We start from the raw sequence: 20,833 nt of genomic DNA, 5'->3' as shown, positions 1-20,833 counted from the left end.
TGTTGCTCTGGCCATTACATCCTTTTCGCTGGCGAAATCAGCGGTCTTTTGATCTGCGCTTGAGATCGAAAGCCGACCGGAGTGGTTGGATCAAAAGCGCATCAATGTGCTTTCGGGCTGCCGATACATTCCTTATAGCAAGGCTCCACACGCACATCCGGCCTGTCGTCGACGTAGAAGCCGTCGCGATTGGGCATTTTCAGATGAGTGAGGGTGGCAGCATCCACCGTGGCGTTCGCTTCCACTATCTCGTTTTTGTTGAGGATATAACCCACCACTGCGTACACCTGATCATTGCTCAACGACTGTGGTTGCTGGAAGGGCATGGTGCGCCTGACATAGTCGAACAGGGTGGTTGCGTAGGGCCAATAACTGCCGACAGTTTTGACCGGTTTGGATGTGGGGAGCGAGCCTGCGCCGCCCATTAGTGCCGGGCCAGTGCCGCCCTCCAGGTTGGCGCCGTGGCAGCCAAGGCAGCTGGTTTGATAGACCTTTTCGCCTTCCATGACCGTGCCTTGTCCGGCGGGCAGGCTCTTGCCATCGGGAGCGACGTCGATGTCCCAGCGGGCGATGTAGTGCTCTGTCACCGGCTGCCCCAAGCCGGATTGCGCAGCCGTCGATGCGCATGCGACCACGCCCATGCTCAGTAGCCCCAATGCCATGGCGGTAAGGTTATGCACGGCCATTGCTCACCTCCCCATTGGCGTTGATGCGCCAGGGCTGGATTGCATTGTTGTGGTAGAACGAGAAGTCCCCGCGCACGGCTTTCAATTGTTCCAGGCTGGGTTGCACGTAGCCGGTCTCGTCGATGGCGCGGCTCATGATGAGCATTTCTTTGCCCAGCCATTGGAAGGGCGCGCGAAACACCGTCAGGCATTTGTTCAGCACCGGCTCCTGCAGCGTGGCCGCATACCAGTTGTTCCCGCCGTCGACGGACACGTCCACGCGGGTGATTTTTCCGTTGCCGCTCCAGGCGATCCCGCGTATTTCATGCGGGCCTTTGCGGGTGAGTGTCTGGGTGCCGGACGGGGCCGTGATGAGTGACTTGCACTCCATCACGAAGGAGAACTTCCTGGCTCGCCCATCTGGCATCAAGTCGGTGTATTTGGCCGTTTCTTCACGGCTGTACGCCGGGGCATCGGTGACATGCAGGCGGCGCAGCCACTTGATGTGGGTATTGCCTTCATAACCCGGAACGATAAGACGCAGGGGGTAACCTTGCTCGGGGCGCAGCCTTTCGCCGTTTTGGCTGTAGGCGACCAACACGTCATCCAGGCATTTTTCGAGCGGCAGGCTGCGGGTCATGGCGGCGCCATCGGCGCCTTCAGCCACAACCCATTTCGCCCCTGGCTTAAGGCCAGCCGCGTGCAGCAAGGTTTTCAGCGGCACGCCGATCCACTCGGCACAGCTGACCAGGCCCGCGACTTCAGCGGCGGTTTTGCCCCAGGGCGGCAGGAATGAAGGGTTGCCCGAGCATTCGATGAAGTGGATGCGCGAGACGGCGGGAAACTGGCGTAGCTCATCGAGGGTGAACAGCAAGGCTGTGTCGGTCAGCCCATGAATCACCAGGAAGTGCCTGGCCGGGTCAATCGCTGGCACGCCGGCGTGATGGCGTTCAAAAAACAGCCCGTTGGGCGTAATGATGCCGTCCAGTTCCTGCAGGGGCGAAGTACTGTAAGCCGACATGCGCTCGGTAAGCCCGGGGTAGAGATTGCGCACCGCATCCGTCTCAAAGCTGGACGGTTTACCGTAAGGCACACCGGTGGGACCGCCCAAGGTTTTTGTCCAGGCCGGCACTTCCAGTTGTTCCTCGGCTGATCCGGGAGACTGTGCCGCGCGCGCCAACGGGCCAAAAGCAACCCCGAGCGCGGCGCTGCCAACCAGCAGGCTGGTTTTGCCGAGGAAGTCCCGGCGAGCCAGGGGCGCGGCGATTGCGGGTTTATCGTCTGTTGAGTCGTCTTTCATTCTGGCTCTCCTGAGCAAAAATTTTGGCGACTCGCCAGCGGTTAACGCTGCACCATTGGTTTTAATGTAGTCGGTTTTTAATCGCAGGCTTTGAAATTGATGTAACCCGGCGACGAATTAATTTTCAAGCAGATGGCTTTTTTCTTCTCCTCAAAGGTCCACATCCTTCAGGAACCCTTGAACCCAGGAGAATGCCCCCATGACCACCCCCAAAGCACTGTTGATCCTGCACGGCAAGCAAGCCCTCAATGAGGACGTGCGCGCTGCCGTGCAGGCCCGGCGCGAGCAGGGTTGGGAGCTGGCGGTACGGGTGACGTGGGAGGGCGGCGATGCCCAGCGCCTGGTCAATGAAGCCTTGGCCGACGGTTATACCCACTTGATCGCCGGTGGTGGCGACGGCACGTTGCGTGATGTAGCCGAGGCCATGGCCTTGGCCAAGACCGACGCCAGCCTGGTGTTGATGCCGCTGGGCACCGCCAACGACTTTGCCCGCGCCGCCGGTGTGCCGCTGGAGCCTGAACGCGCGCTGGCGCTGCTGGATGTGCCGCCCAGGGCCATCGACCTCGGTCAGGCCGGTGGGCAGATGTTCCTCAATATGGCCACCGGCGGCTTTGGTAGCCAGGTCACCGCCAATACCTCTGAAGACCTGAAAAAAGTGCTGGGCGGCGCGGCGTATCTGTTCACCGGGCTGTCGCGTTTCAGCGAGTTGAAGGCGGCGTATGGCGAGCTGGAAGGGCCGGGCTTTCACTGGAAGGGCGATTTGCTTGCACTGGGCATCGGCAACGGCCGCCAGGCGGGCGGTGGGCATGTGCTGTGCCCTGGCGCGCTGGCCGATGATGGCTTGCTTGATATCAGTATTTTGCCGGCGCCCCAGGAAGTGGTCGGCACGCTGATGACCCTGATGAGTGACGGCTGGGGCCTGGACAATATGTTTGTGCGCGCGCGCCTGCCATGGGTCGAGATCAAAGTGGCCGAAGGGCTGTATATCAACCTTGATGGCGAGCCATTGAAAGGCGATGACCTGCGTTTTTCCGCGCTGCCCAAGGCCCTGCGCGTGCACTTGCCGCTGGGCTCGCCGTTAGTCGTCCAGGCTGATGATCTGCTCACGAACGGCGAATAACACCAGGCCCGCCACGTCGAAGATCTGCAGGCGTTTCATGATCTGCGAGCGATGCGCTTCCACTGTCTTGATACTCAAGCCCAGGCCATGGGCGATTTCCCGGGTGGACTTGCCGCGCACGATCAAACGCAGGATCTCCAGCTGGCGCGCCGTAAGGTTATGGCTGTCGGCGGCGGAGGAGACAGGCCCCTGGCTGCGGATCAGCGCCTGGTTGATCACCGTGTGGGCAATCGCAGGGCTCAGGTAGCGCTCGTTGTTACGCAAGGCCAGCAGGGCATGTTCCAGCTCGCTGGCGGTGGTGTCCTTGAGCAGGTAGCCATGGGCGCCGGACTCCAGCGCGCGCATGATCAGCTCCGGGTCGGTGTGCATCGACAGGATCAGCACCTTGCTTTTGGGGTAGGCCGCCTTGAGTTGCTGAAGGGCGTCGAGGCCGCCGGTGTATTTCATCGACAGGTCGAGCAGCACGATATCTGGCTGCAGCGCGCTGAATGTCTCCAGCAATTGCGCGCCATCGCTGGCCTCGCCGATCACGCTGTAGCCTTGGATATCCTGGATCAGCGCGCGTACGCCGGCCCGGATCAGTGCGTGGTCATCCACCAGGAGTAAGTTGCAAGTCACTCGAGAACCTTAGGGGAATTGGCCCGTTCGAGGGCGCGGGGCGCCCAGGGAAAAAGCGCGTCGATGCGTGTGCCTTTGCCTGGCTGGCTGCTGACAGACAATGCACCGCCCAGTTGGTCGATGCGCTCGGTCATGCCGGCCATGCCTCGTTGGCCTTCAAGGCCTGGGTTGGTCGCCGGTGAAAAGCCCAGGCCGTCATCGCAGATCATCAGCGACAGGCCTTCGGGCAGGCGTTGCAGGCGTACCAGCAAATTCTGCGCCTGGGCATGGCGCAACATATTGGTCACCGCTTCCTGGGTGATGCGAAAGGCGGCCACGGCCATTTCTTCCGGGATGCCGGTCAGGCGCTGCTGGCATTCCAGGCTCCAGTGCACCGAGGTGTTTTCCAGGGTCTTGAGCAAGTGCGCGCGCAGGCTCGCCTCAAGGCCCAGGCTGGCCAACTGGCGGGGGTTGAGGATGGCGGACACGTCGCGCACTTTGGCCAGGGTTTCGTTCAAGGTATTGCATAACACCGTGCATTGGCTTTGCAGGTCGTCGGGCAGGCGACGCTTGAGCCATTCGCTTTGCAGTTTGGCGGCGGTCAGCAGTTGGCCGATATCGTCATGCAGTTCGCGGCTGAGGCGGTGGCGTTCGTTTTCCTGGACCTGTAGCAGGCGGTCGGCCAGTTCCTGCGGCTGGAATTTTATCGACTTGCGCGAGCGCCACTGCTGCAGCCCCACCACCACCAGGGTGGCCAGGTTGAGCAGCACTATCAACAAAGGCAGGGGCGCTGAGCGTGTGTAGGCCCACAGACTGACCAACAGCGAGCAAAGGCACAGGGCGAGGGCCAGGCGGCGAGCATTGCTGCGGGACACGGACCTTGCGATGAGTGACTTTAGGCTGGCGTACATAGCGGATGGAGCCAATGAAGGTTCGCTGCGGGAAGACCGGTCACTGCGGCTGACAGGGCTCTGTGTGGAATACGGTGCTGGAACGTTTTTTTATACATGATGAAGTTGAGTCACTTCGAACGGGGCATAGTACCACCACTATTACCGTCGGTCGCCTGGCGCCTTACCCGGTGCCGCCTAATCTGCGCCAAACGCCGAGGAACCTGACTCCGTAGTTCAAAGAGCCAGCGGTTTACTCAGCATAGTTATATTAATTTGGTTTGTTTGTATCGATATTGCGTTGATGGCTAATTGATATATATCGCCCACGCATCATTGTCGACCGTTGAATGTACGGTCGTTTTTAGATAACTCGACGATCAAATACGACCTGTCAGTACTCAGGACGCGTGATGTACGCGCTGTTGTGGTTTATGCGTGAAGTCTTTCTGCGGGATCTGCAAAGTGACGGTCGCGATCAGTGTGGTTTGTTCGCTGTCATCCAGCGTCAGTTCGCCGGTGCGGATGTCGATCAGCTCCAGTTGCCAGGCCAGCAGCGTCAGGCAGTCATGCAGGGCACTCAGCGCCTGGTCGTGCAGCTCCATGGGGCTTGCGGCGTTGGCGATCAGGTATTGGATATGTCGGGAAAACTCGCTGATCGCCTGCAGGGCCAGGCCTTCGGCTTTTTCCGCCAGCTTGGCCAGGCTGGTTTTCATGCAGTCGATGGCATCGCTGTCGTTGCGAATCAGATGTAAATGGTGCAGGCACTCTTCTGACTTGGCCAAAAGCTTTTCGGCTTCCAGCAGAAACTCGGGAAGTGCAGTCTGCCATTCGTTTGCGCTATTCATCATGCAAGTCTCCGCAACATAAGGTCGGGTGATGAGATGTCGCACCGGGTGAATGGCGTAAAACTACCGCTGAAATATGACTGAGATCTGTAGCCTGCTTCTGAAATTTCAGTAGGACCGTTACTTGAATGATCAGAGTAGCCGTGGAAGGCCCTGGTCATTCGGGTCATTTGCACAACTTTGGTTGCCGCCACGTATAAGTCTGGAAGACCTGTGGGCCGAGGGCTTGGGATGGCAAACAAAAGCCTGACTCCATTCATGCAATGAGAATGGCGTCACATTAATGGCTATTAGATATCGCGAATATCAGGTCGGGCCTGATTGTGCATAGGGGAATCCCTTACACAGCGGAACCCTACGTCGATTTGAATGTCGCGCAAGGTCGCTGTACTGCCGTCTGGAGAGCGGATTGCAGTAAACCATGATGTCAGTGTGACATCAATGTATTTACATGGCATTTTACCGGGGTCAAGGTCTGGCGCTTGCCGCCGATAACCACCCTTAAGTGAGCTGCACAATCCCACATCAGGAGCTTTTAATGGCCGGCATTCTCGACACGGTAGATCAACGCACGCAACTGGTGGGTGAGAATCGCCTGGAGATCCTCATGTTTCGCCTGGCCGGGCGGCAATTGTTTGCGATCAACGTGTTCAAGGTTCAGGAAGTCCTGCAACTGCCCAAGTTGACCCTGATGCCCCAGCGTCACCCGTTTGTATGCGGCGTGGTCAACCTGCGTGGCCAGACCCTGCCGGTCATTGACCTGTCACAGGCCATCGGCATGCGCCCGCTGGTGCCGGGGCCGAACAGCACGATTATCGTCACCGAGTACAACCGTTCGGTGCAGGCCTTCCTGGTGGGCGGTGTGGACCGCATCGTCAACATGAACTGGGAAGCCATCCTGCCGCCACCGGCCAGCGCCGGGCGCCAGCATTACCTCACGGCCATCAGCAAGGTCGATGACCAATTGGTGGAAATCATCGACGTGGAAAAAGTCCTCGCCGAAATCGTGCCGTACAACGCCAAAGTCTCGCGGGAAAAACTCGAAGACCCGGTGCTGGAACGCGCCCGTGGCCGCGAAGTGCTGCTGGTGGACGATTCCAACGTGGCCCTCTCGCAACTGCGCGACACCCTGGGGCAACTCGGCGTGAAGATGCACATTGCCAGCGACGGCCTCAAGGCGCTGAACATGCTCAAGGCCTGGGCCGACAGCGGCCAGGTCATGACCGACAAATTGCTGATGATCTTCACCGACGCCGAAATGCCCGAGATGGACGGCTACCGCCTGACCACCGAAATCCGCAACGACCCGCGCCTGCGTGGCCTTTATGTGGTGCTGCACACCTCGCTGTCGGGCAGCTTCAACGACTCAATGGTCAAAAAGGTCGGTTGCGACAACTTCCTGTCCAAATTCCAGCCCGACAAGCTGGTGGATGTGGTGCGCCAACGCTTGATGTTGGACGAAGTGCCCGCCTGAGCAGGCGGCCTATTGTGGCAGGCAGTCTCGTGATGGCAGGCAGGCTTGTTGTGGCAAGCAGGCTTGTTGTGGCGAGCAGGCTTGCCCTGCGTTGGGCTGCGAAGCAGCCCCAATAAACACACCGCGTAACCTCAGGCAAAACCAAAGCGCCTGGTTTCAGGGCCGCTTCGCCCCCCAACGCAGGGCAAGCCTGCTCGCCACAGTAAGCTTACCGGTCACAAGAGCTCCAGCGACCTTTGATTCTGGAAGTCCCGTCCTATAGGGTGGCGCTTTGTCCCCCTCAGGAATGCAGGCCCATGCTTCGTCTCAGCGCGCTGTACCGTTACCCCTTGAAGTCCGGCAAGGCCGAAGCCTTGCAGCACATCGGCCTGGATAAACTCGGGCTGGATGGGGATCGACGCTGGATGCTGGTGGACGAAGCCAGTGGCCGATTCCTGACCCAGCGGGCGGTGGCGAAGATGAGCCAGTTGTCGGCGTTGTGGAACAGCGCCGGTGGCCTGACCCTGAATTCGCCTGGCTTTGCCACGCTGGACGTGGCGCTGCCGGGCAGCGATGCCGAGTTGCGCGGCGTGACGATATGGCGCGACACACTGCGTGTGCCGGATGCCGGCGATGCGGCGGCGGCCTGGGTCAGCGACTTTATCGGCAAGCCCACGCGGCTGGTGCAGGTGCCGCTGGCACGTGCACGTACTACCGAGGCCGGTTATGGCAAGGACGACGATCAGGTCGGTTTTGCCGATGGTTTCCCCTTGCTGCTGATCGGCCAAGCCTCGTTGGACGACTTGTCCCAGCGCATCGGCCGGCCGATGGAAATGCTGCGTTTCCGTCCCAATCTAGTGATTGAAGGCAGCGAGGCCTTCGCCGAAGACGGTTGGAAACGCCTGCGTATCGGCGACGTGGAGTTTCGCGTGGTCAAGTCGTGCTCGCGCTGCATCCTCACCACCATCGACCCGGCCAGCGGCGAGCGCAGCGCCGACCGTGAGCCGCTGGCGACACTCAAGACCTACCGTGAGCAGGGCGGTGACGTGATGTTCGGCCAGAACCTGGTCAACGATGGCAGCGGTGAATTAGCCGTCGGAATGCCCGTGACGATCCTGGAATAAAAAATGCCCGTCTCCTGCGAGACGGGCATTTTTTTTGCGCTGTAACCCTTAGCCGCGGTATTCGCACAGGTAAGCGGTGTCTACGGCAACCTTCAGTTGGAACTTGCTGTTGGCCGGCACGTTGAACTGGCTGCCGGCGGCGAAGGTTTCCCAGGCGTTGGCGTCTGGCAGCTTGACGGACAGGGCGCCGGACACCACGTGCATGATTTCACGCTGGGCGGTGCCGAATTCGTATTCACCCGGTGCCATCACGCCGATGGTCGCAGGGCCCTCTGCGGTGCCGAAAGCGATCGACTTGACGGTGCCGTCGAAGTACTCGTTGACTTTGAACATGGGTGAATCCTCGGAAAAGGGTCTGGAAAGGTCGGCCAGTATGCCCAAGGCCGGGGGTGCTGCCTAGACCGGCAAAATCAACGGCAGCAGGCGTGCGGTGTTGCGCGCGTCTTCCAATGCCCGATGTTGCTGGCCATGGAACTGCATCCCCGCCAATTGCAGCGCACCGTTGAGCCCCAAGGGCTTGTCCAGCCGCCGGGCCTTGGCGAAACGCTGCTTGAGGTTCACATGCGCGGTCTGGGCGAGCGCGCTGGTCAGGCCATGGCGTTGCCATTCAAGTTCAAGCTGCGCGCGGTCGTAGTCGCCCCAGCTGGCCCAGCCTTCCAGGCGCGCTTGATGTTGGCCCAGCCAACGCTCAAACAAGGGCCACACCTCGGTGATCGGCGCCGCCGCGTCGATGTTGGCCTGGGTGATATGCGTGAGTTGGCGACAGAACGGCGTCAGCAAGGGGCGACGCAGCGGCCGCACAAAGCGCTGGAAGTGATCCAGTTCGCGGCCCTGGCGGTTCACGAGGCTGGCGCCGATCTCGATGACTTCCATCTCCGTCACGGGCCAGCCGCCTTCATCCGTTGTGGCTTCAAGGTCAATAATCAGCCAATGGGGCATCGTGCAGGTTCCCGTACTCGTCCTTTCCTGATGGGGATAGAGCGTAGCTGGGCCGTGTAGTTCCGCCTAGGGTGTTATTCGATCTCCAGCAAAACCTGGCGATTGCGCACTTGATCACCTGCGACGACCTGCACACCCTTGATCACACCGTCGATGCCGGCCGTCAGCGGATGTTCCATTTTCATGGCTTCGAGCACCAGCAGCAGTTGGCCTTTGCTGACGCTTTCACCGGCGCTCACGCGGATATCGACAATCGCGCCGTCCATCGGTGCCTTGACGATGCCGGTGCTGGCGTCGGCCTGGCGGCTGGCGACGTGTTGGGTGCGGTTGATGATCTTCACGCCCGGCAGCCAGAGCTGAGTGTCGTCCAGATGGTAGGGCAGGCGACGGCGAATACCGTCGATCACCAGTGTGGCCCAGCGGCCGTCGGTGGTCAGGTCATGGATCTCGATGCCGTTGGCTTGCAGATGGTTGCCGTCCAATACGTTGACGTCGAGGTCCTGCACCTCGTCGTTCACCGCCAGGCGATAGCGCCAGGCGGCCTTGTTGCGCCATCCCGACAAGCCTTGGCGGTGGGTGTTGGCGCTGTGTTGGTAAAACAGTGCGGCGGCCAGCGCGACCTGCTCCTTTGTCGCGGCGTGACGTGGGATGTCATTGAAGTGTTTGGCGATAAACCCGGTACTGAACTCGCCTGCGATAAAGTCCGCTTGCCCGAGCAGGTCCACCAGCAAACCCTGGTTGGTGGTGACGCCCAGTAACACGGTGTCTTGCACTGCGCGCAGCAATTTGCGCCGGGCCTCTTCGCGGGTGGCGCCGTGGGCGATGATTTTGCCCAGCATGGCGTCATAGAACGGGCTGATGCGCTGGCCCTCGAGCACGCCGTGGTCGATGCGTACCTGGGCAGCCGGCTCCCAGCGCAGCACATCGCCGGTTTGCGGCAAAAAGCCCTGGGCCGGGTCTTCGGCGTACAGGCGCACTTCCATGGCGTGGCCGGTCAGGGTCACGTCGGCCTGTTGCAAGGGCAGCGGTTCGCCAGCGGCGATGTTCAGTTGCAACTCAACCAAGTCCAACCCCGTGATCAGTTCGGTGACCGGGTGCTCCACTTGCAGGCGGGTGTTCATCTCCAGGAAGTAGAAGTGGCCGTTGCGGTCGAGCAAAAATTCGACGGTGCCGGCGCCGACGTAATTGACCGCACGCCCAGCCTTCAGCGCAGCTTCGCCCATGGCCTGGCGCAGCGCAGGTGTCATCACCGGGCAGGGCGCTTCTTCGATGACTTTCTGGTGGCGGCGCTGGATCGAGCAGTCGCGTTCGCCCAGGTAAATGAGGTTGCTGTGGCTGTCGCCGAACAGTTGGATTTCAACGTGGCGCGGGTCGATCAAAGCTTGTTCGAGGATCAGTTCGTCGCTGCCAAACGCGTTGAGGGCTTCGGAGCGTGCGGTACGCAGTTGATCGAGCAGTTGGCTGCCGTCGTGGACCAGGCGCATGCCACGCCCGCCACCGCCGGCACTGGCTTTGATCATCAGCGGGTAGCCGATACGGTTGGCTTCTTGCTGCAAGGTCGCGTCATCCTGGGCATTGCCTTGGTAACCGGCGATGCACGGCACACCCGCGTCGAGCATGGCGAGTTTGGACTGGCGTTTGCTGCCCATCAGCTCGATGGCGGCAACGCTGGGGCCGATGAAGGTGAGGCCGGCGTCCAGGCAGGCTTGGGCGAATCCAGCGTTTTCGGAGAGGAAGCCGTAGCCGGGGTGGATGGCGTCGGCGCCTGTGCGTCTGGCGGCGTCGAGGATGGCCGGGATGTTGAGGTACGACTGGTTAACCGGCGCGGGGCCGATGTGGACGGCTTCGTCGGCCATTTGCACGTGCAGGGCCTGGGCGTCGGCGTCGCTGAAGACGGCGACGGTGCGGTAGCCCAGGGTTTGGGCGGTGCGCTGTATGCGGCAGGCGATTTCGCCGCGGTTGGCGATCAGGATTTTGGTGAATGCAGGCATGGGTTTATCCCTTGGCACATTGGGTGAATGTTCGGCCCCTATCGCAGCGATGCGGCGACCCGACAAGCCAGCTCCCACAGTTTGAAATGCATTCCCCTTGTGGGAGCTGGCTTGCCTGCGATGGCGTCATCGAGACCACCCAGGCTTACGCTTCTGCACAAACGCCTGCGTCCCCTCAATCCCTTCCTCACTCGTCACCGCCTCGGCAAACCATTCTGCGGCCTGATCCAACAGCGGGCCGACCGGCTGTTCCACACTGGCGAGCAACAGCGCTTTAGTCCGCGCATTCGCCCCCGGCGCACAGCGCAACACCTGCCCCAGCACCTCATCCAATCGTTCCGCCAAGGCTTGTGCATCGCGCTCGACGTAATGCACCACGCCCAACCGCTCAGCCTCAACCCCATCAAAGCGCGCCGCCGTCAGCGCCAGTCGGCGTGCCTGGGTCAAGCCAATGCGCTTGACCACAAACGGCGCAATCTGCGCCGGCAACAAGCCCAGGCTGGTCTCAGGTAACCCGAACTGCGCCTGGTGGTCGGCAATCGCGATATCACTCACGCACGCCAGCCCAAAGCCGCCGCCCAGCACCGCGCCTTGCAGCACCACGATCACCACTTGCGGCACGGCTTCGACGGCTTGCAGCAGGGTGCCGAAGGCGCGGTTCAGCGCCGGCAACTGCCCGCCCGCCATGACCATGTCTTTCACATCCGCCCCGGCACAGAAGTGCCCACCGGCGCCGCTGATCACCACGGCGCGCACCTGGCTGTCCAATTGTGCCAATACCGACCGCAGTTCGTTGACCATCTCCAGGCTCATCGCATTGCGGCTGGCGGGGCGGTTAAGGGTGATGTGCAGCACGCCGTTGTGCGGCTCGAGCAGCAGGGTGTTCATGATTTTTTCCCGGGCAGGGTGCCCATCAATTTGCAGATGATGCCCAGCATGATTTCGTCGGCGCCGCCGCCAATCGATACCAACCGCACGTCACGGTAGGCGCGGGCCACCGGGTTGTCCCACATAAAGCCCATGCCGCCCCAGTATTGCAGGCAGCTGTCGCTGACCTCACGGCCCAGGCGCCCGGCCTTGAGTTTGGCCATGGAGGCCAGGCGTGTCACATCCTGGCCTTTGATGTATTGCTCGGTGGCCTGGTAGACCAGCGCGCGCAGGCATTCGATTTCGGTGGACAGCTCGGCCAGGCGAAAGTGGATCACCTGGTTGTCGATCAGCGCCTTGCCGAAGGTCTGGCGCTCTTTGCAGTATTCGATGGTGCTGTCGATGCAATGCTCCAGGCCCTTGATCATATTGGCTGCGCCGAACAGGCGTTCTTCCTGGAACTGCAGCATTTGCATCATGAACCCTGCGCCTTCGTGGCCGATGCGGTTGCGTTGCGGCACGCGCACACCGTCGAAAAATACTTGGGCGGTCTCGGAGCTGTGCATGCCGAGCTTTTCCAGCGGCGGGCTGACGCTGATGCCTGGGGTGGTCATTGGCACCATGATCAATGATTTGTTGATATGCGGCTTGTCGTCGGAGGTGTTGGCCAGCAGGCAGATAAAGTCGGCGCTGGGCGAGTTGGTGATCCACATTTTGCTGCCGTTGATCACGTAGTCGCCGCCGTCCTTGCGCGCGTGGGTTTTAAGCCCCGCCACGTCGGAGCCGGCGCCGGTTTCCGAGACGCCGATGCAACCCACTTGCTCGCCGCTGATGGCCGGGCGCAGGAATTCGTCGCGCAGTTCATCGGAGCCGAAGCGGGCGAGGGCGGGCGTGCACATGTCGGTTTGCACGCCGATGGACATGGGGATGCCGCCGCAACGGATGGTGCCAAATTCTTCAGCGGCGACAATGGAGTAGCTGTAGTCCAGGCCCATGCCGCCGAATTGTTCCGGCTTGGAAATGCCCAGCAGGCCGAGGTCGCCGGCCTTGCGGAAAATTTCGTGAATGGGAAAACGCCCGGCTTTTTCCCACTCGTCCACGTGCGGGTTGATCTCGCGGTCGACGAAGGCACGCACGGTGCGGCGCAGTTCCTGGTGTTCCTGGGTGAAGATCATTGTTGTTGTTCTCCTTATTGGGACGCGGAGCGTCCTTGGCTGCGTTACCACGCGGAGCGTGGGCACGATCAGCGCGCTACACCAAAGCTGTTGGGCTGCAGTTGGCGCACCTCGGCCTCGTGGCAGATATCCAGCAAGAACCCCAATAGCGTGCGGGTATCGCGTGGATCTATCAGCCCGTCGTCCCACAGGTTGGCGCTGCCATAGAGGGCGGTGGACTGGCTGTCGAGTTTCTGCGCGGTGACCTGTTCGAGCATGTCCAGCACCTTGGGGTCGGGCACCAGACCGTCCTTCAATTGCTTGGCCTCAGTCACGATGCGCAGCACCTTGCCCGCTTGCGCGCCGCCCATCACCGCCGTGCGGCTGTTGGGCCAGGCGAAGATAAAACGCGGGTCCAGGCCACGGCCGCACATTGCATAGTTGCCCGCGCCATAAGAGCCGCCGACCACCACCGTGAGTTTAGGCACCCGCGCATTGGCCACCGCCTGAATCATCTTCGCGCCGTGCTTGATCACGCCTTGTTGCTCCGATTCGGTGCCGACCATAAAGCCGGTGGTGTTGTGCAGGAACAGCAGCGGCGTGCGGCTCTGGTCGCACAGTTGGATAAATTGCGCCGCCTTGCTCGCGCCCTTGGGCGTAATGGGGCCGTTGTTGCCGATCACACCGACGGCGCGGCCCTGGATATGCAAGTGGCCGCAGACGGTGTGGGCGTCGAACTCGCCTTTGAACTCCAGAAAGTGCGAGCCGTCGGCCAGGCGTGCGAGGATTTCGCGCACGTCGTAGGGTTTTTTCGGGTCATCGGGGATCAACCCCAGCAACTCGTCGATAGGATACAGCGGGTCCTTGTAAGCCCGTTGTGGAGCGGGTGGCAGGCGATCATCCCACGGCAGCAGGCTGACGATTTCGCGCACGATGCGCACGCCATCGGCATCGTTTTCCGCCAGGTACTCGGCCGTGCCGGCGGTTTGCGCGTGCATCTCGGCGCCGCCCAGCTCTTCATCAGTCGCGACTTCGCCGGTGGCGGCCTTGAGCAGCGGCGGCCCGGCCAAAAACAGCTTGGCCTTGCCGCGCACCACCACCACGTAATCCGACAGCCCCGGTTGATACGCGCCGCCCGCCGTGGCCGAGCCGTGTACCACGGTGATCTGCGGCAAGCCCATGGCCGACATGCGCGCCTGGTTGGCGAAGCTGCGTGCGCCTTCGACGAAAATCTCGGCGGCGTAATTGAGGTTGGCACCGCCGCTTTCCGCCAGGGTCACCACCGGCAGTTTGTTTTCCATGGCGATCTGTTGCAGACGCAGGGATTTTTTCAGGCCGGACGGCGAAATGGTGCCGCCCTTGATCGCGCTGTTGTTGGCCACCACCAGCATGCGTACGCCGCTGACGTAGCCGATACCGGCGATCAAGCCGCCTCCGGCCGCGCTGCCGTCTTTGTCATCGTGGAGTTTGTAGCCGGCCAGGCTGGCCAATTCCAGAAACGGCGCGCCGGGGTCCAGCAGCAGGTTGAGGCGCTCGCGGGGCAACAACTGGCCGCGTTTGTCGAACTTGGGTTTGGCTTCCTGTGCTTTGGCGAGCAGGTTGTGCTCCAGTTGGCGCAACTGTTGGATGCTTGCCAGCATGGCTTCACGGTTGTGCGCGAACTGTGGGCTGTGGGCGTCGATCAGGCTTTCAATCACCGGCATGGTTCAGTGCTCCGTCTTCAGCACATCGGGTAAATAGGCGCGGTGGAAACCGTTGAACGGCTCGCTCGGCGGCTGCGCCTTGTGCAGCGGCCAGGCGCGGCTGCCCAGGCTGGCAGCGCCGTCGATGCGCAAGGTGCTACCGCTGATAAACGCGGCGGCGGGGCTGAGCAAAAACACGATGGCCGCGCTGACTTCCGATTCGGTGCCGATGCGCTTGAGCGGCACGTGCTCACGCAGGGTGGGGATCACTGCCTTGAACGCGCCTTCGTAGGTGTCCATGCCGCTGGACGCAATCCAGCCCGGCGCCACGGCGTTGACGCGTACACCGGCGTAACCCCATTCGAAAGCGGCGGTCTTGGTAAAGTTGTCCATGCCTGAGCGTGCAGCACCCGAGTGGCCCATGCCGGGCATGCCGCCCCACATGTCGGCGAGCATGTTGACGATGGCGCCGCCGTGCTTGTTCATCGACTGGTTGAACACTTCACGGGCCATCAGGAAACCGCCGACCAGGTTGGTGCGCAGTACGGTTTCAAAGCCTTTTTGATTGATCGAAGCCAGTGGCGACGGGTATTGACCGCCGGCGTTGTTCACCAACCCATGGATCGGCCCATGCTCGCGGATGATCTGCGTGACCAGCGCTGTCACTGCTTCTTCATCGCGAATATCACAGGCCTGCCAATGCGCGGTGCCGCCGTCTTCGGCGATTTCGGCGGCCACCTGTTGCAGCTTTTGCGGCTTGCGCCCCACCAGTATCACACTGGCACCAAGGGCCGCCAGTTCATGGGCGGTGCAGCGGCCAATGCCACTGCCGCCGCCGGTGACTATCACGGTTTGCCCCTGGAACAGGTCGGCTTTGAAGATCGAGTCGAAGGCCACGGCGACGGTCCTTTAGGAGAGTTGATCGGCTATGTGTTGCGGCACGGCGATGGGGATTTCCAGCAACTGTTGGGCGAAGGCCTTGCCTTGCGGGTCGATGCGCAGGCTGGCGATGCCGCCGCCGCCCAAGGCGTTTTCCAGCAGGAAATTCAAGCTGTGGCTGCCGGGCAAGTACCAGCGCTCGACACGGCCGTGAAGTGGGTCGAGCACGTGGCTCATCCAGTCGACGATCACCTCCGGGGTCAGCGCTTCGGCGATCCAAGGCAGGTAGTCGGGGTGGCGGGCGATTACGCCGATATTGCTGTGGTTGCCCTTGTCGCCGGAGCGCGCCACGGCCAGTTTCACCAGGGGCACACTGGCGTCCGCGCGGCCTTCGGGTTTGGGTGGATCAATCGGCGCGGCGGGTGTGCGCATCGGCGCTGATGAAGGCAATGCAACGGCGTGACGCGCGCCTTGGAAGTCGACCTGCGGTGCGCAGGATGATTTGTCGATCAGGAATGAAAACAGCCGGATCAGCGGGTACACGGTCGGTCGCCCGCCGACAATGCCGGTCAAGCCGGGTGCCATGCCGGTCGCCGCCTGGGCGATCTCGCGGGCGAACAGCACCAAGGCCTGCTTGCTGGGGTGGCGTACCGCCAATTTCACCACCACCTCGCGGCAATCCTGGCGCTGGGCGTGGGCACCGTAGGTGGCTTCGCTGCCGAGCAGTTCAATGTTTACCTCGGTGTAAGGCGCCCAGCCGCGTTGGCTGAACAGTTCCGAGGTCTTGTTGATGATCGCCTGGCTGACTCGCTCGGCCTTGGCCACCGCGTCGATCCCGGCGATCAGGCAGCTGGCGGTGCAGCGGAAACCGTCGGGGTAAGTGGCGCTGACCTTGTACTGGTCGGTGGGCGGTAAACCCTTGGCGCCGTGCAGGCGCACGCAGTTTTGGCCTTGCTGCTGCAGCTTGACCTGGCTGAAATCGCAGATCACTTCGGGCAGTAAATACGCGCGCGGGTCGCCGATTTCATACAGCAACTGTTCGGCCACGCTGAGTTCGCTGATCAGCCCACCGGTGCCGGCGACTTTATTCACGGTAAATTGGCCGTCGGTGCTGACTTCGACGATGGGAAAGCCGATGTGCTCGTAGTCCGGTACATCACGCCAATCAGTGAAGTTACCGCCGCTGCACTGCGCGCCGCATTCGATGATATGCCCGGCGAGCGCGGCTTGAGCGAGGCGGTCGTAGTCCTGCCACGACCAGTTGAATTCATGCACCAAGGCGGCGCTGACCACGGCGCTGTCGACCACGCGCCCGGTAATCACAATATCGGCGCCCAGCGCCAGTGCCTGAGCAATGCCGGGTGCGCCGAGGTAGGCATTGGCCGAGACGCACACTGGCGGCAGGGGCGCGTCGTTGAACATATCGGTAATGTTGTGCAATTGCTTGAGTTGGGGTTGCAGGTCGTCGCCCAGCAGTACGGCGATTTTCAGCGGCACACTGGCCTTGTCGCAGGCCGCTTGCAGGGCGGCGGCGCAGGCGTGCGGGTGGATGCCGCCGGCGTTGCTGATCACACGGATGCCCTGGCGCTGGATCTCCCCCAGCAACGGCGTGAGCACCTCGACGAAATCGGTGGCGTAACCGGCCTGGGGATCTTTCATCCGCGCACCGGCAAGGATCGACATGGTGACTTCCGCCAGGTAGTCGAACACCAGGTAATCCAGGGCGCCGCCGTGCACCAATTGGGCGGCGGCCGTGCAGGTGTCGCCCCAGAAGGCGCTGGCGCAGCCGATACGAACCGTCTTGCTCATGAGAAATCCTTCCTCCGATGGCTGGTGTCGAGACTACCAAGCAAGCGCTTGGTTTGTAAACGGTTGATATAAGTTTTGCCCAAGCGCTTGCTTGGCTGGCGGCCACGGCCTAAATTGCCGCCCAAGACGTCAGTAGAGATGAAGGAGAGCAGCATGGATGAGCAAAAAGCCCTGCGGGTGATGCGCACCATGGTCGACGGCGGCCAGTTGACCGACCCCGGCAGTGCCCGGGGCAAGTTGCTGCAAATCGCGGCTCACCTGTTTCGCAACAAGGGTTTCGAGCGCACGACCGTGCGTGACCTAGCGAGTGCCGTGGGTATTCAGTCCGGCAGTATCTTTCATCACTTCAAGAGCAAGGACGAGATCCTGCGTGCCGTGATGGAGGAAACCATCCACTACAACACCGCGATGATGCGCGCATCACTTGAAGAGGCCAGCAACGTGCGTGAGCGCGTGCTGGCGCTGATCCGCTGCGAGTTGCAGTCGATCATGGGCGGCAGTGGCGAGGCGATGGCAGTGCTGGTCTATGAATGGCGTTCGCTGTCGGCTGAAGGCCAGGCTCAGGTGCTGGCGCTGCGCGATGTGTATGAGGACATCTGGCTGCAGGTGCTGGGCGAGGCCAAGACGGCGGGTTACATCAGGGGCGATGTGTTTATCACTCGACGCTTCCTGACCGGCGCCTTGTCCTGGACCACCACCTGGTTTCGCGCCGAAGGCAGCCTGACCCTCGAGCAGTTGGCCGAGGAGGCGCTGTTGATGGTGCTTAAAGCTGATTGAGGCGCAAGCTATTAATTTGCCGACGGAAAGTTGTCTCCCCTGACAAAAACGCCTAGCTTATTGCCATCAGAGTGTTAAACGGTGTGTGCCTCAATGTTTTCGCCATGGCGGCTGGCTGCAGGACTGACTATATGGGCACTGGGCACCGCGTGGTGGCTGCCGGCGTCGGCCGCGCAATTGGTCAGGATCGGCGCCGCGCACTTCCCGCCCTACACCGTTCGGCCCGAGCAGGGCGCCGATACCGGTTTGTTGCCGCAACTGGTCGAAGCCCTGAACGCTGCGCAAACCGACTACCAGTTTGTGTTGGTGCCGACGTCGATTCCACGGCGCTTTCGTGATTTCGAGCAAGGTCGGGTCGACATGGCCATCTTCGAAAACCCCGACTGGGGTTGGCAGGATATTTCCCACACCAGTGTCGACATGGGGTTGGAAGATGCAGAAATCTTCGTCGCCCAACGTAAGCCCGGCCGCGACCAAAGCTATTTCACCGACCTCGCCGGTAAGCGCCTTGCAGTGTTCAGCGGTTATCACTACGCCTTTGCCGGTTTCAACCCCGACCCCAAGAACATGGCCGAACACTTCAACGCCACATTGACCTACTCCCATGACAGCAACCTGCTGATGGTGGCGCGCGGGCGTGCCGATATTGCGCTGGTCACGCGTTCGTACCTGAGCGACTTCATGGTGCGTAATGCGGACATGGCCGGGCAGTTCCTGGTCTCGGAGCGGATTGACCAGGTGTATCACCACTACGCGCTGGTACGGCCCAAAGCGCCGATCACCGGCGCGGCGTTCGCCGAGCTGCTCAAGCACCTGCGTGAGAGCGGGGAGATGTTGAAGATCTTCGAGCCGTATCGCATTGATGTGAGGCCGGTGCCCTGATTATCTGCGTTGAGCAGGCCTGTTGTGGTCACCTGGCTTGTTGTGGCAAGCAGGCTTGCTGTGGCGAGCAGGCTTGTTGTGGCGAGCAGGCTTGCCCTGCGTTGGGCTGCGAAGCGGCCCCAGTAAGGCCACCGCGCTCTTCCAATTAGGACCGAGTGTCCGGTTTTAGGGCCGCTTCGCGCCCCAGCGCAGGGCAAGCCTGCTCGCCACATATCTCTACAGCTTCACACCCTGCGCGCAAACGTATCGCTATGGCTGCCCGACACCTTGCGGCAATGCACCAGCGCATCGCGAATCATGAAGTTCACCAGGGTTGGGGAAACGCCCAGCTCCTTGGCGATGTCCTTTTGCGGCACGCCGTGCAGGCGGTACATCTCGAACGCATAGCGGGTGCGCTGGGGCAACTCCGTCAGGGCGTCAGCGATGTTTTCCAGGGTGTTGAAGTTGATATGCGAAGTTTCCGGTGAAGCGCCGTGAATGACCACATTCAAGCCTTCCTCTTCCGTCCCCGAATATTTGAGCTCCAGGGCCTGCTTGCGGTAGTGGTCGATCGCCAGGTTGCGCACGATCTGGAACAGATAACTCAATTGAGCCTTGAACGACGAGGTGATGGTCGGCGCTGATTGCAGCCGAAAGTAGGCGTCCTGCACGACGTCTTCGGCGCGCGAGCGGCAACCGGTAATCCGGGCGGCGATCTTCACCAAAATAAGTCGATTGTCGACGAATGCCTGCAAAAGGGGTGAGTCGCACCTGCCTGTGGATACTTGTTCCGTCATGGAAATCACCTTGTCGCGAAAGAGTTAGGGGAGGGCGTCCTTGCTGAGGCCTCCTACACATCGGGCAACAAATTATGCTTAATGATAATGATTGTCAAATGAGAAGACGAACTAATCTTATGCTTTCTTGTTCGCTGTGAACTACGCCTCCCTCGCTCCCGGCGACTAATTATTTGCCCGGGCCGTCCGTTCTTCTGGGTGACAGGCCCGTTAGCCAACGGCCAAGGATCAGCACCCGCAGGAGGGCGAAATGGGTTTTTATCGTGCAGGCAGCGTTTTTCAGTTTGGAGACCGCGATCAATGAGCGTTTCCACGCGATTGCGCCTGTTCTGCCTGCCCTATTCGGGGGCCAGCGCGATGGTCTATGCACGCTGGCGCCGGGCTCTGCCTGACTGGTTGCAGGTGTGCCCGCTGGAATTGCCGGGTCGCGGCATGCGCATGAATGAGCCGTTGCAGCGCGATATCAAAACCTTGGCCGCGCAGCTTGCCGACGAGATCGGTCGTGACCTGGGCATCCCCTATGCCTTGTTCGGCCACAGCCTGGGCGGCCTGCTGGCATTTGAACTGGCGCATGCATTGAAAGCACGCAATCTGCCTGCGCCGCTGGCGTTATTTGCTTCCGGTACCGCCGGCCCGGCGCGCCGCGATGTGAGCGAATACGCCATCGAAAAGACCGATGAACAACTGATCGCCCGCCTGCGCGAACTGCAGGGCACCGCCGAAGAGGCGCTGGCCAACCCGGAATTGATGCAGTTGATGCTGCCGATTCTGCGCGCCGACTTCCTGTTGTGCGGCAGCTTCATCTATGGCGAGCGCGCGCCACTGGGCATGCCGATCCATGTGTTTGGCGGCAAGCAGGACAGTGTGCGCGCCGACCAGTTGCTCGACTGGCAACTGGATGCCGCCAGCGGCTTCTCCCTGGATATGTTCGACGGCCACCACTTCTTCCTCGTGCAGCACGAAAGCGCGGTGCTGCGCTGCCTGCGTCGCTATGCCGACGAGCACCTGGCCCGCTGGCGCAATGATGCGGCGCGCCAACTGGCTGCCGTTTAGCACGGCCCTAATTCCCGATTTTCCCGT

20 protein-coding genes are annotated in these 20,833 nt (G+C 61.3%); 6 read left to right on the top strand and 14 right to left on the bottom strand.

Annotation, left to right across the window (positions count from 1 at the left end; translation table 11 throughout):
• Nucleotides 1-101: 101 nt before the first annotated feature.
• Nucleotides 102-686, bottom strand: a complete 585-nt coding sequence (locus tag HU759_RS21515) for a cytochrome c (protein WP_170040646.1) — start codon at nucleotides 684-686, stop codon at nucleotides 102-104.
• Complete coding sequence (gene soxC, locus HU759_RS21510) at nucleotides 673-1,965, bottom strand: sulfite dehydrogenase (RefSeq protein WP_170040647.1); 1,293 nt, start codon at nucleotides 1,963-1,965, stop codon at nucleotides 673-675. The genes HU759_RS21515 and soxC overlap by 14 nt, the downstream gene beginning before the upstream one ends.
• A 199-nt stretch (nucleotides 1,966-2,164) precedes the next feature.
• On the opposite strand from soxC, the gene yegS reads away from it, so the two are divergent.
• The gene (gene yegS, locus HU759_RS21505) at nucleotides 2,165-3,085 is read left to right on the top strand and encodes a lipid kinase YegS (RefSeq protein ID WP_170040648.1); all 921 of its coding nucleotides are present in this window, start codon (nucleotides 2,165-2,167) and stop codon (nucleotides 3,083-3,085) included.
• Here the strand turns inward: yegS and HU759_RS21500 are convergent.
• The 3 genes from HU759_RS21500 to HU759_RS21490 all read right to left on the bottom strand — a co-directional run bounded on the left by HU759_RS21500 (nucleotide 3,044) and on the right by HU759_RS21490 (nucleotide 5,423).
• Nucleotides 3,044-3,703 (bottom strand): response regulator transcription factor, encoded by a 660-nt coding sequence (locus HU759_RS21500; RefSeq protein WP_017134968.1) that lies wholly within the window; start codon nucleotides 3,701-3,703, stop codon nucleotides 3,044-3,046. The genes yegS and HU759_RS21500 overlap by 42 nt on opposite strands.
• Nucleotides 3,700-4,593 carry a sensor histidine kinase gene (locus HU759_RS21495; RefSeq protein ID WP_026013517.1) on the bottom strand — a complete coding sequence of 298 codons (894 nt, stop codon included), beginning with the start codon at nucleotides 4,591-4,593 and terminating at the stop codon, nucleotides 3,700-3,702. Before HU759_RS21495 ends, HU759_RS21500 begins: the two co-directional genes overlap by 4 nt.
• Nucleotides 4,594-4,973: 380 nt before the next feature.
• Nucleotides 4,974-5,423 carry a hypothetical protein gene (locus HU759_RS21490; RefSeq protein ID WP_169984806.1) on the bottom strand — a complete coding sequence of 150 codons (450 nt, stop codon included), beginning with the start codon at nucleotides 5,421-5,423 and terminating at the stop codon, nucleotides 4,974-4,976.
• Between the two features lie 535 nt (nucleotides 5,424-5,958).
• Here HU759_RS21490 and HU759_RS21485 point away from each other — a divergent pair.
• A complete protein-coding gene (locus tag HU759_RS21485; RefSeq protein ID WP_017134971.1) occupies nucleotides 5,959-6,894 on the top strand; it encodes a chemotaxis protein CheV in 936 nt (311 codons plus the stop codon).
• Between the two features lie 296 nt (nucleotides 6,895-7,190).
• Nucleotides 7,191-7,997 carry an MOSC domain-containing protein gene (locus HU759_RS21480; protein ID WP_170040649.1) on the top strand — a complete coding sequence of 269 codons (807 nt, stop codon included), beginning with the start codon at nucleotides 7,191-7,193 and terminating at the stop codon, nucleotides 7,995-7,997.
• 48 nt (nucleotides 7,998-8,045) lie between these two features.
• Here the strand turns inward: HU759_RS21480 and HU759_RS21475 are convergent, their stop codons facing one another.
• The 8 genes from HU759_RS21475 to HU759_RS21440 form a co-directional block, all read right to left on the bottom strand.
• On the bottom strand, nucleotides 8,046-8,330 hold the full coding sequence (locus HU759_RS21475; RefSeq protein WP_010566373.1) for a pyrimidine/purine nucleoside phosphorylase: 285 nt from the start codon (nucleotides 8,328-8,330) through the stop codon (nucleotides 8,046-8,048).
• 63 nt (nucleotides 8,331-8,393) lie between these two features.
• On the bottom strand, nucleotides 8,394-8,936 hold the full coding sequence (locus HU759_RS21470) for an exonuclease domain-containing protein (protein WP_017134973.1): 543 nt from the start codon (nucleotides 8,934-8,936) through the stop codon (nucleotides 8,394-8,396).
• Nucleotides 8,937-9,010: 74 nt separating this feature from the next.
• A complete protein-coding gene (locus HU759_RS21465) occupies nucleotides 9,011-10,927 on the bottom strand; it encodes an acetyl/propionyl/methylcrotonyl-CoA carboxylase subunit alpha (protein ID WP_170040650.1) in 1,917 nt (638 codons plus the stop codon).
• A gap of 126 nt (nucleotides 10,928-11,053) precedes the next feature.
• Nucleotides 11,054-11,815, bottom strand: coding sequence for an enoyl-CoA hydratase-related protein (locus tag HU759_RS21460; RefSeq protein ID WP_138448967.1), 762 nt, complete (start codon nucleotides 11,813-11,815; stop codon nucleotides 11,054-11,056).
• Nucleotides 11,812-12,969, bottom strand: a complete 1,158-nt coding sequence (gene atuD, locus HU759_RS21455) for a citronellyl-CoA dehydrogenase (protein WP_017134976.1) — start codon at nucleotides 12,967-12,969, stop codon at nucleotides 11,812-11,814. Before atuD ends, HU759_RS21460 begins: the two co-directional genes overlap by 4 nt.
• Nucleotides 12,970-13,037: 68 nt before the next feature.
• Entirely contained in the window at nucleotides 13,038-14,651 is a 1,614-nt protein-coding gene (gene atuC / locus HU759_RS21450; protein ID WP_170040651.1) for a geranyl-CoA carboxylase subunit beta, read from the bottom strand.
• Between the two features lie 3 nt (nucleotides 14,652-14,654).
• The gene (locus tag HU759_RS21445) at nucleotides 14,655-15,527 is read right to left on the bottom strand and encodes an SDR family oxidoreductase (RefSeq protein WP_017134978.1); all 873 of its coding nucleotides are present in this window, start codon (nucleotides 15,525-15,527) and stop codon (nucleotides 14,655-14,657) included.
• A 12-nt stretch (nucleotides 15,528-15,539) separates the two neighbouring features.
• On the bottom strand, nucleotides 15,540-17,318 hold the full coding sequence (locus tag HU759_RS21440; RefSeq protein ID WP_186617148.1) for an acyclic terpene utilization AtuA family protein: 1,779 nt from the start codon (nucleotides 17,316-17,318) through the stop codon (nucleotides 15,540-15,542).
• 153 nt (nucleotides 17,319-17,471) lie between these two features.
• Between HU759_RS21440 and HU759_RS21435 the strand changes: the two genes are divergently transcribed.
• A complete protein-coding gene (locus HU759_RS21435; protein WP_186617147.1) occupies nucleotides 17,472-18,095 on the top strand; it encodes a TetR/AcrR family transcriptional regulator in 624 nt (207 codons plus the stop codon).
• A 93-nt stretch (nucleotides 18,096-18,188) separates the two neighbouring features.
• The gene (locus HU759_RS21430; protein WP_017134981.1) at nucleotides 18,189-18,977 is read left to right on the top strand and encodes a transporter substrate-binding domain-containing protein; all 789 of its coding nucleotides are present in this window, start codon (nucleotides 18,189-18,191) and stop codon (nucleotides 18,975-18,977) included.
• Between the two features lie 224 nt (nucleotides 18,978-19,201).
• Here the strand turns inward: HU759_RS21430 and HU759_RS21425 are convergent, their stop codons facing one another.
• Nucleotides 19,202-19,753, bottom strand: a complete 552-nt coding sequence (locus tag HU759_RS21425; protein ID WP_005789991.1) for an RNA polymerase factor sigma-70 — start codon at nucleotides 19,751-19,753, stop codon at nucleotides 19,202-19,204.
• Between the two features lie 300 nt (nucleotides 19,754-20,053).
• Here HU759_RS21425 and HU759_RS21420 point away from each other — a divergent pair, with 300 nt between their 5' ends.
• Nucleotides 20,054-20,806, top strand: a complete 753-nt coding sequence (locus tag HU759_RS21420; protein WP_186617145.1) for a thioesterase — start codon at nucleotides 20,054-20,056, stop codon at nucleotides 20,804-20,806.
• Nucleotides 20,807-20,833 lie beyond the last annotated feature (27 nt).

Source organism: Pseudomonas sp. OE 28.3, assembly GCF_014268205.2.
Lineage (GTDB): Bacteria > Pseudomonadota > Gammaproteobacteria > Pseudomonadales > Pseudomonadaceae > Aquipseudomonas > Aquipseudomonas edaphica.
Note: the sequence above shows the minus strand (reverse complement) of the source record. Positions and strands in the feature narration are given on the sequence as shown.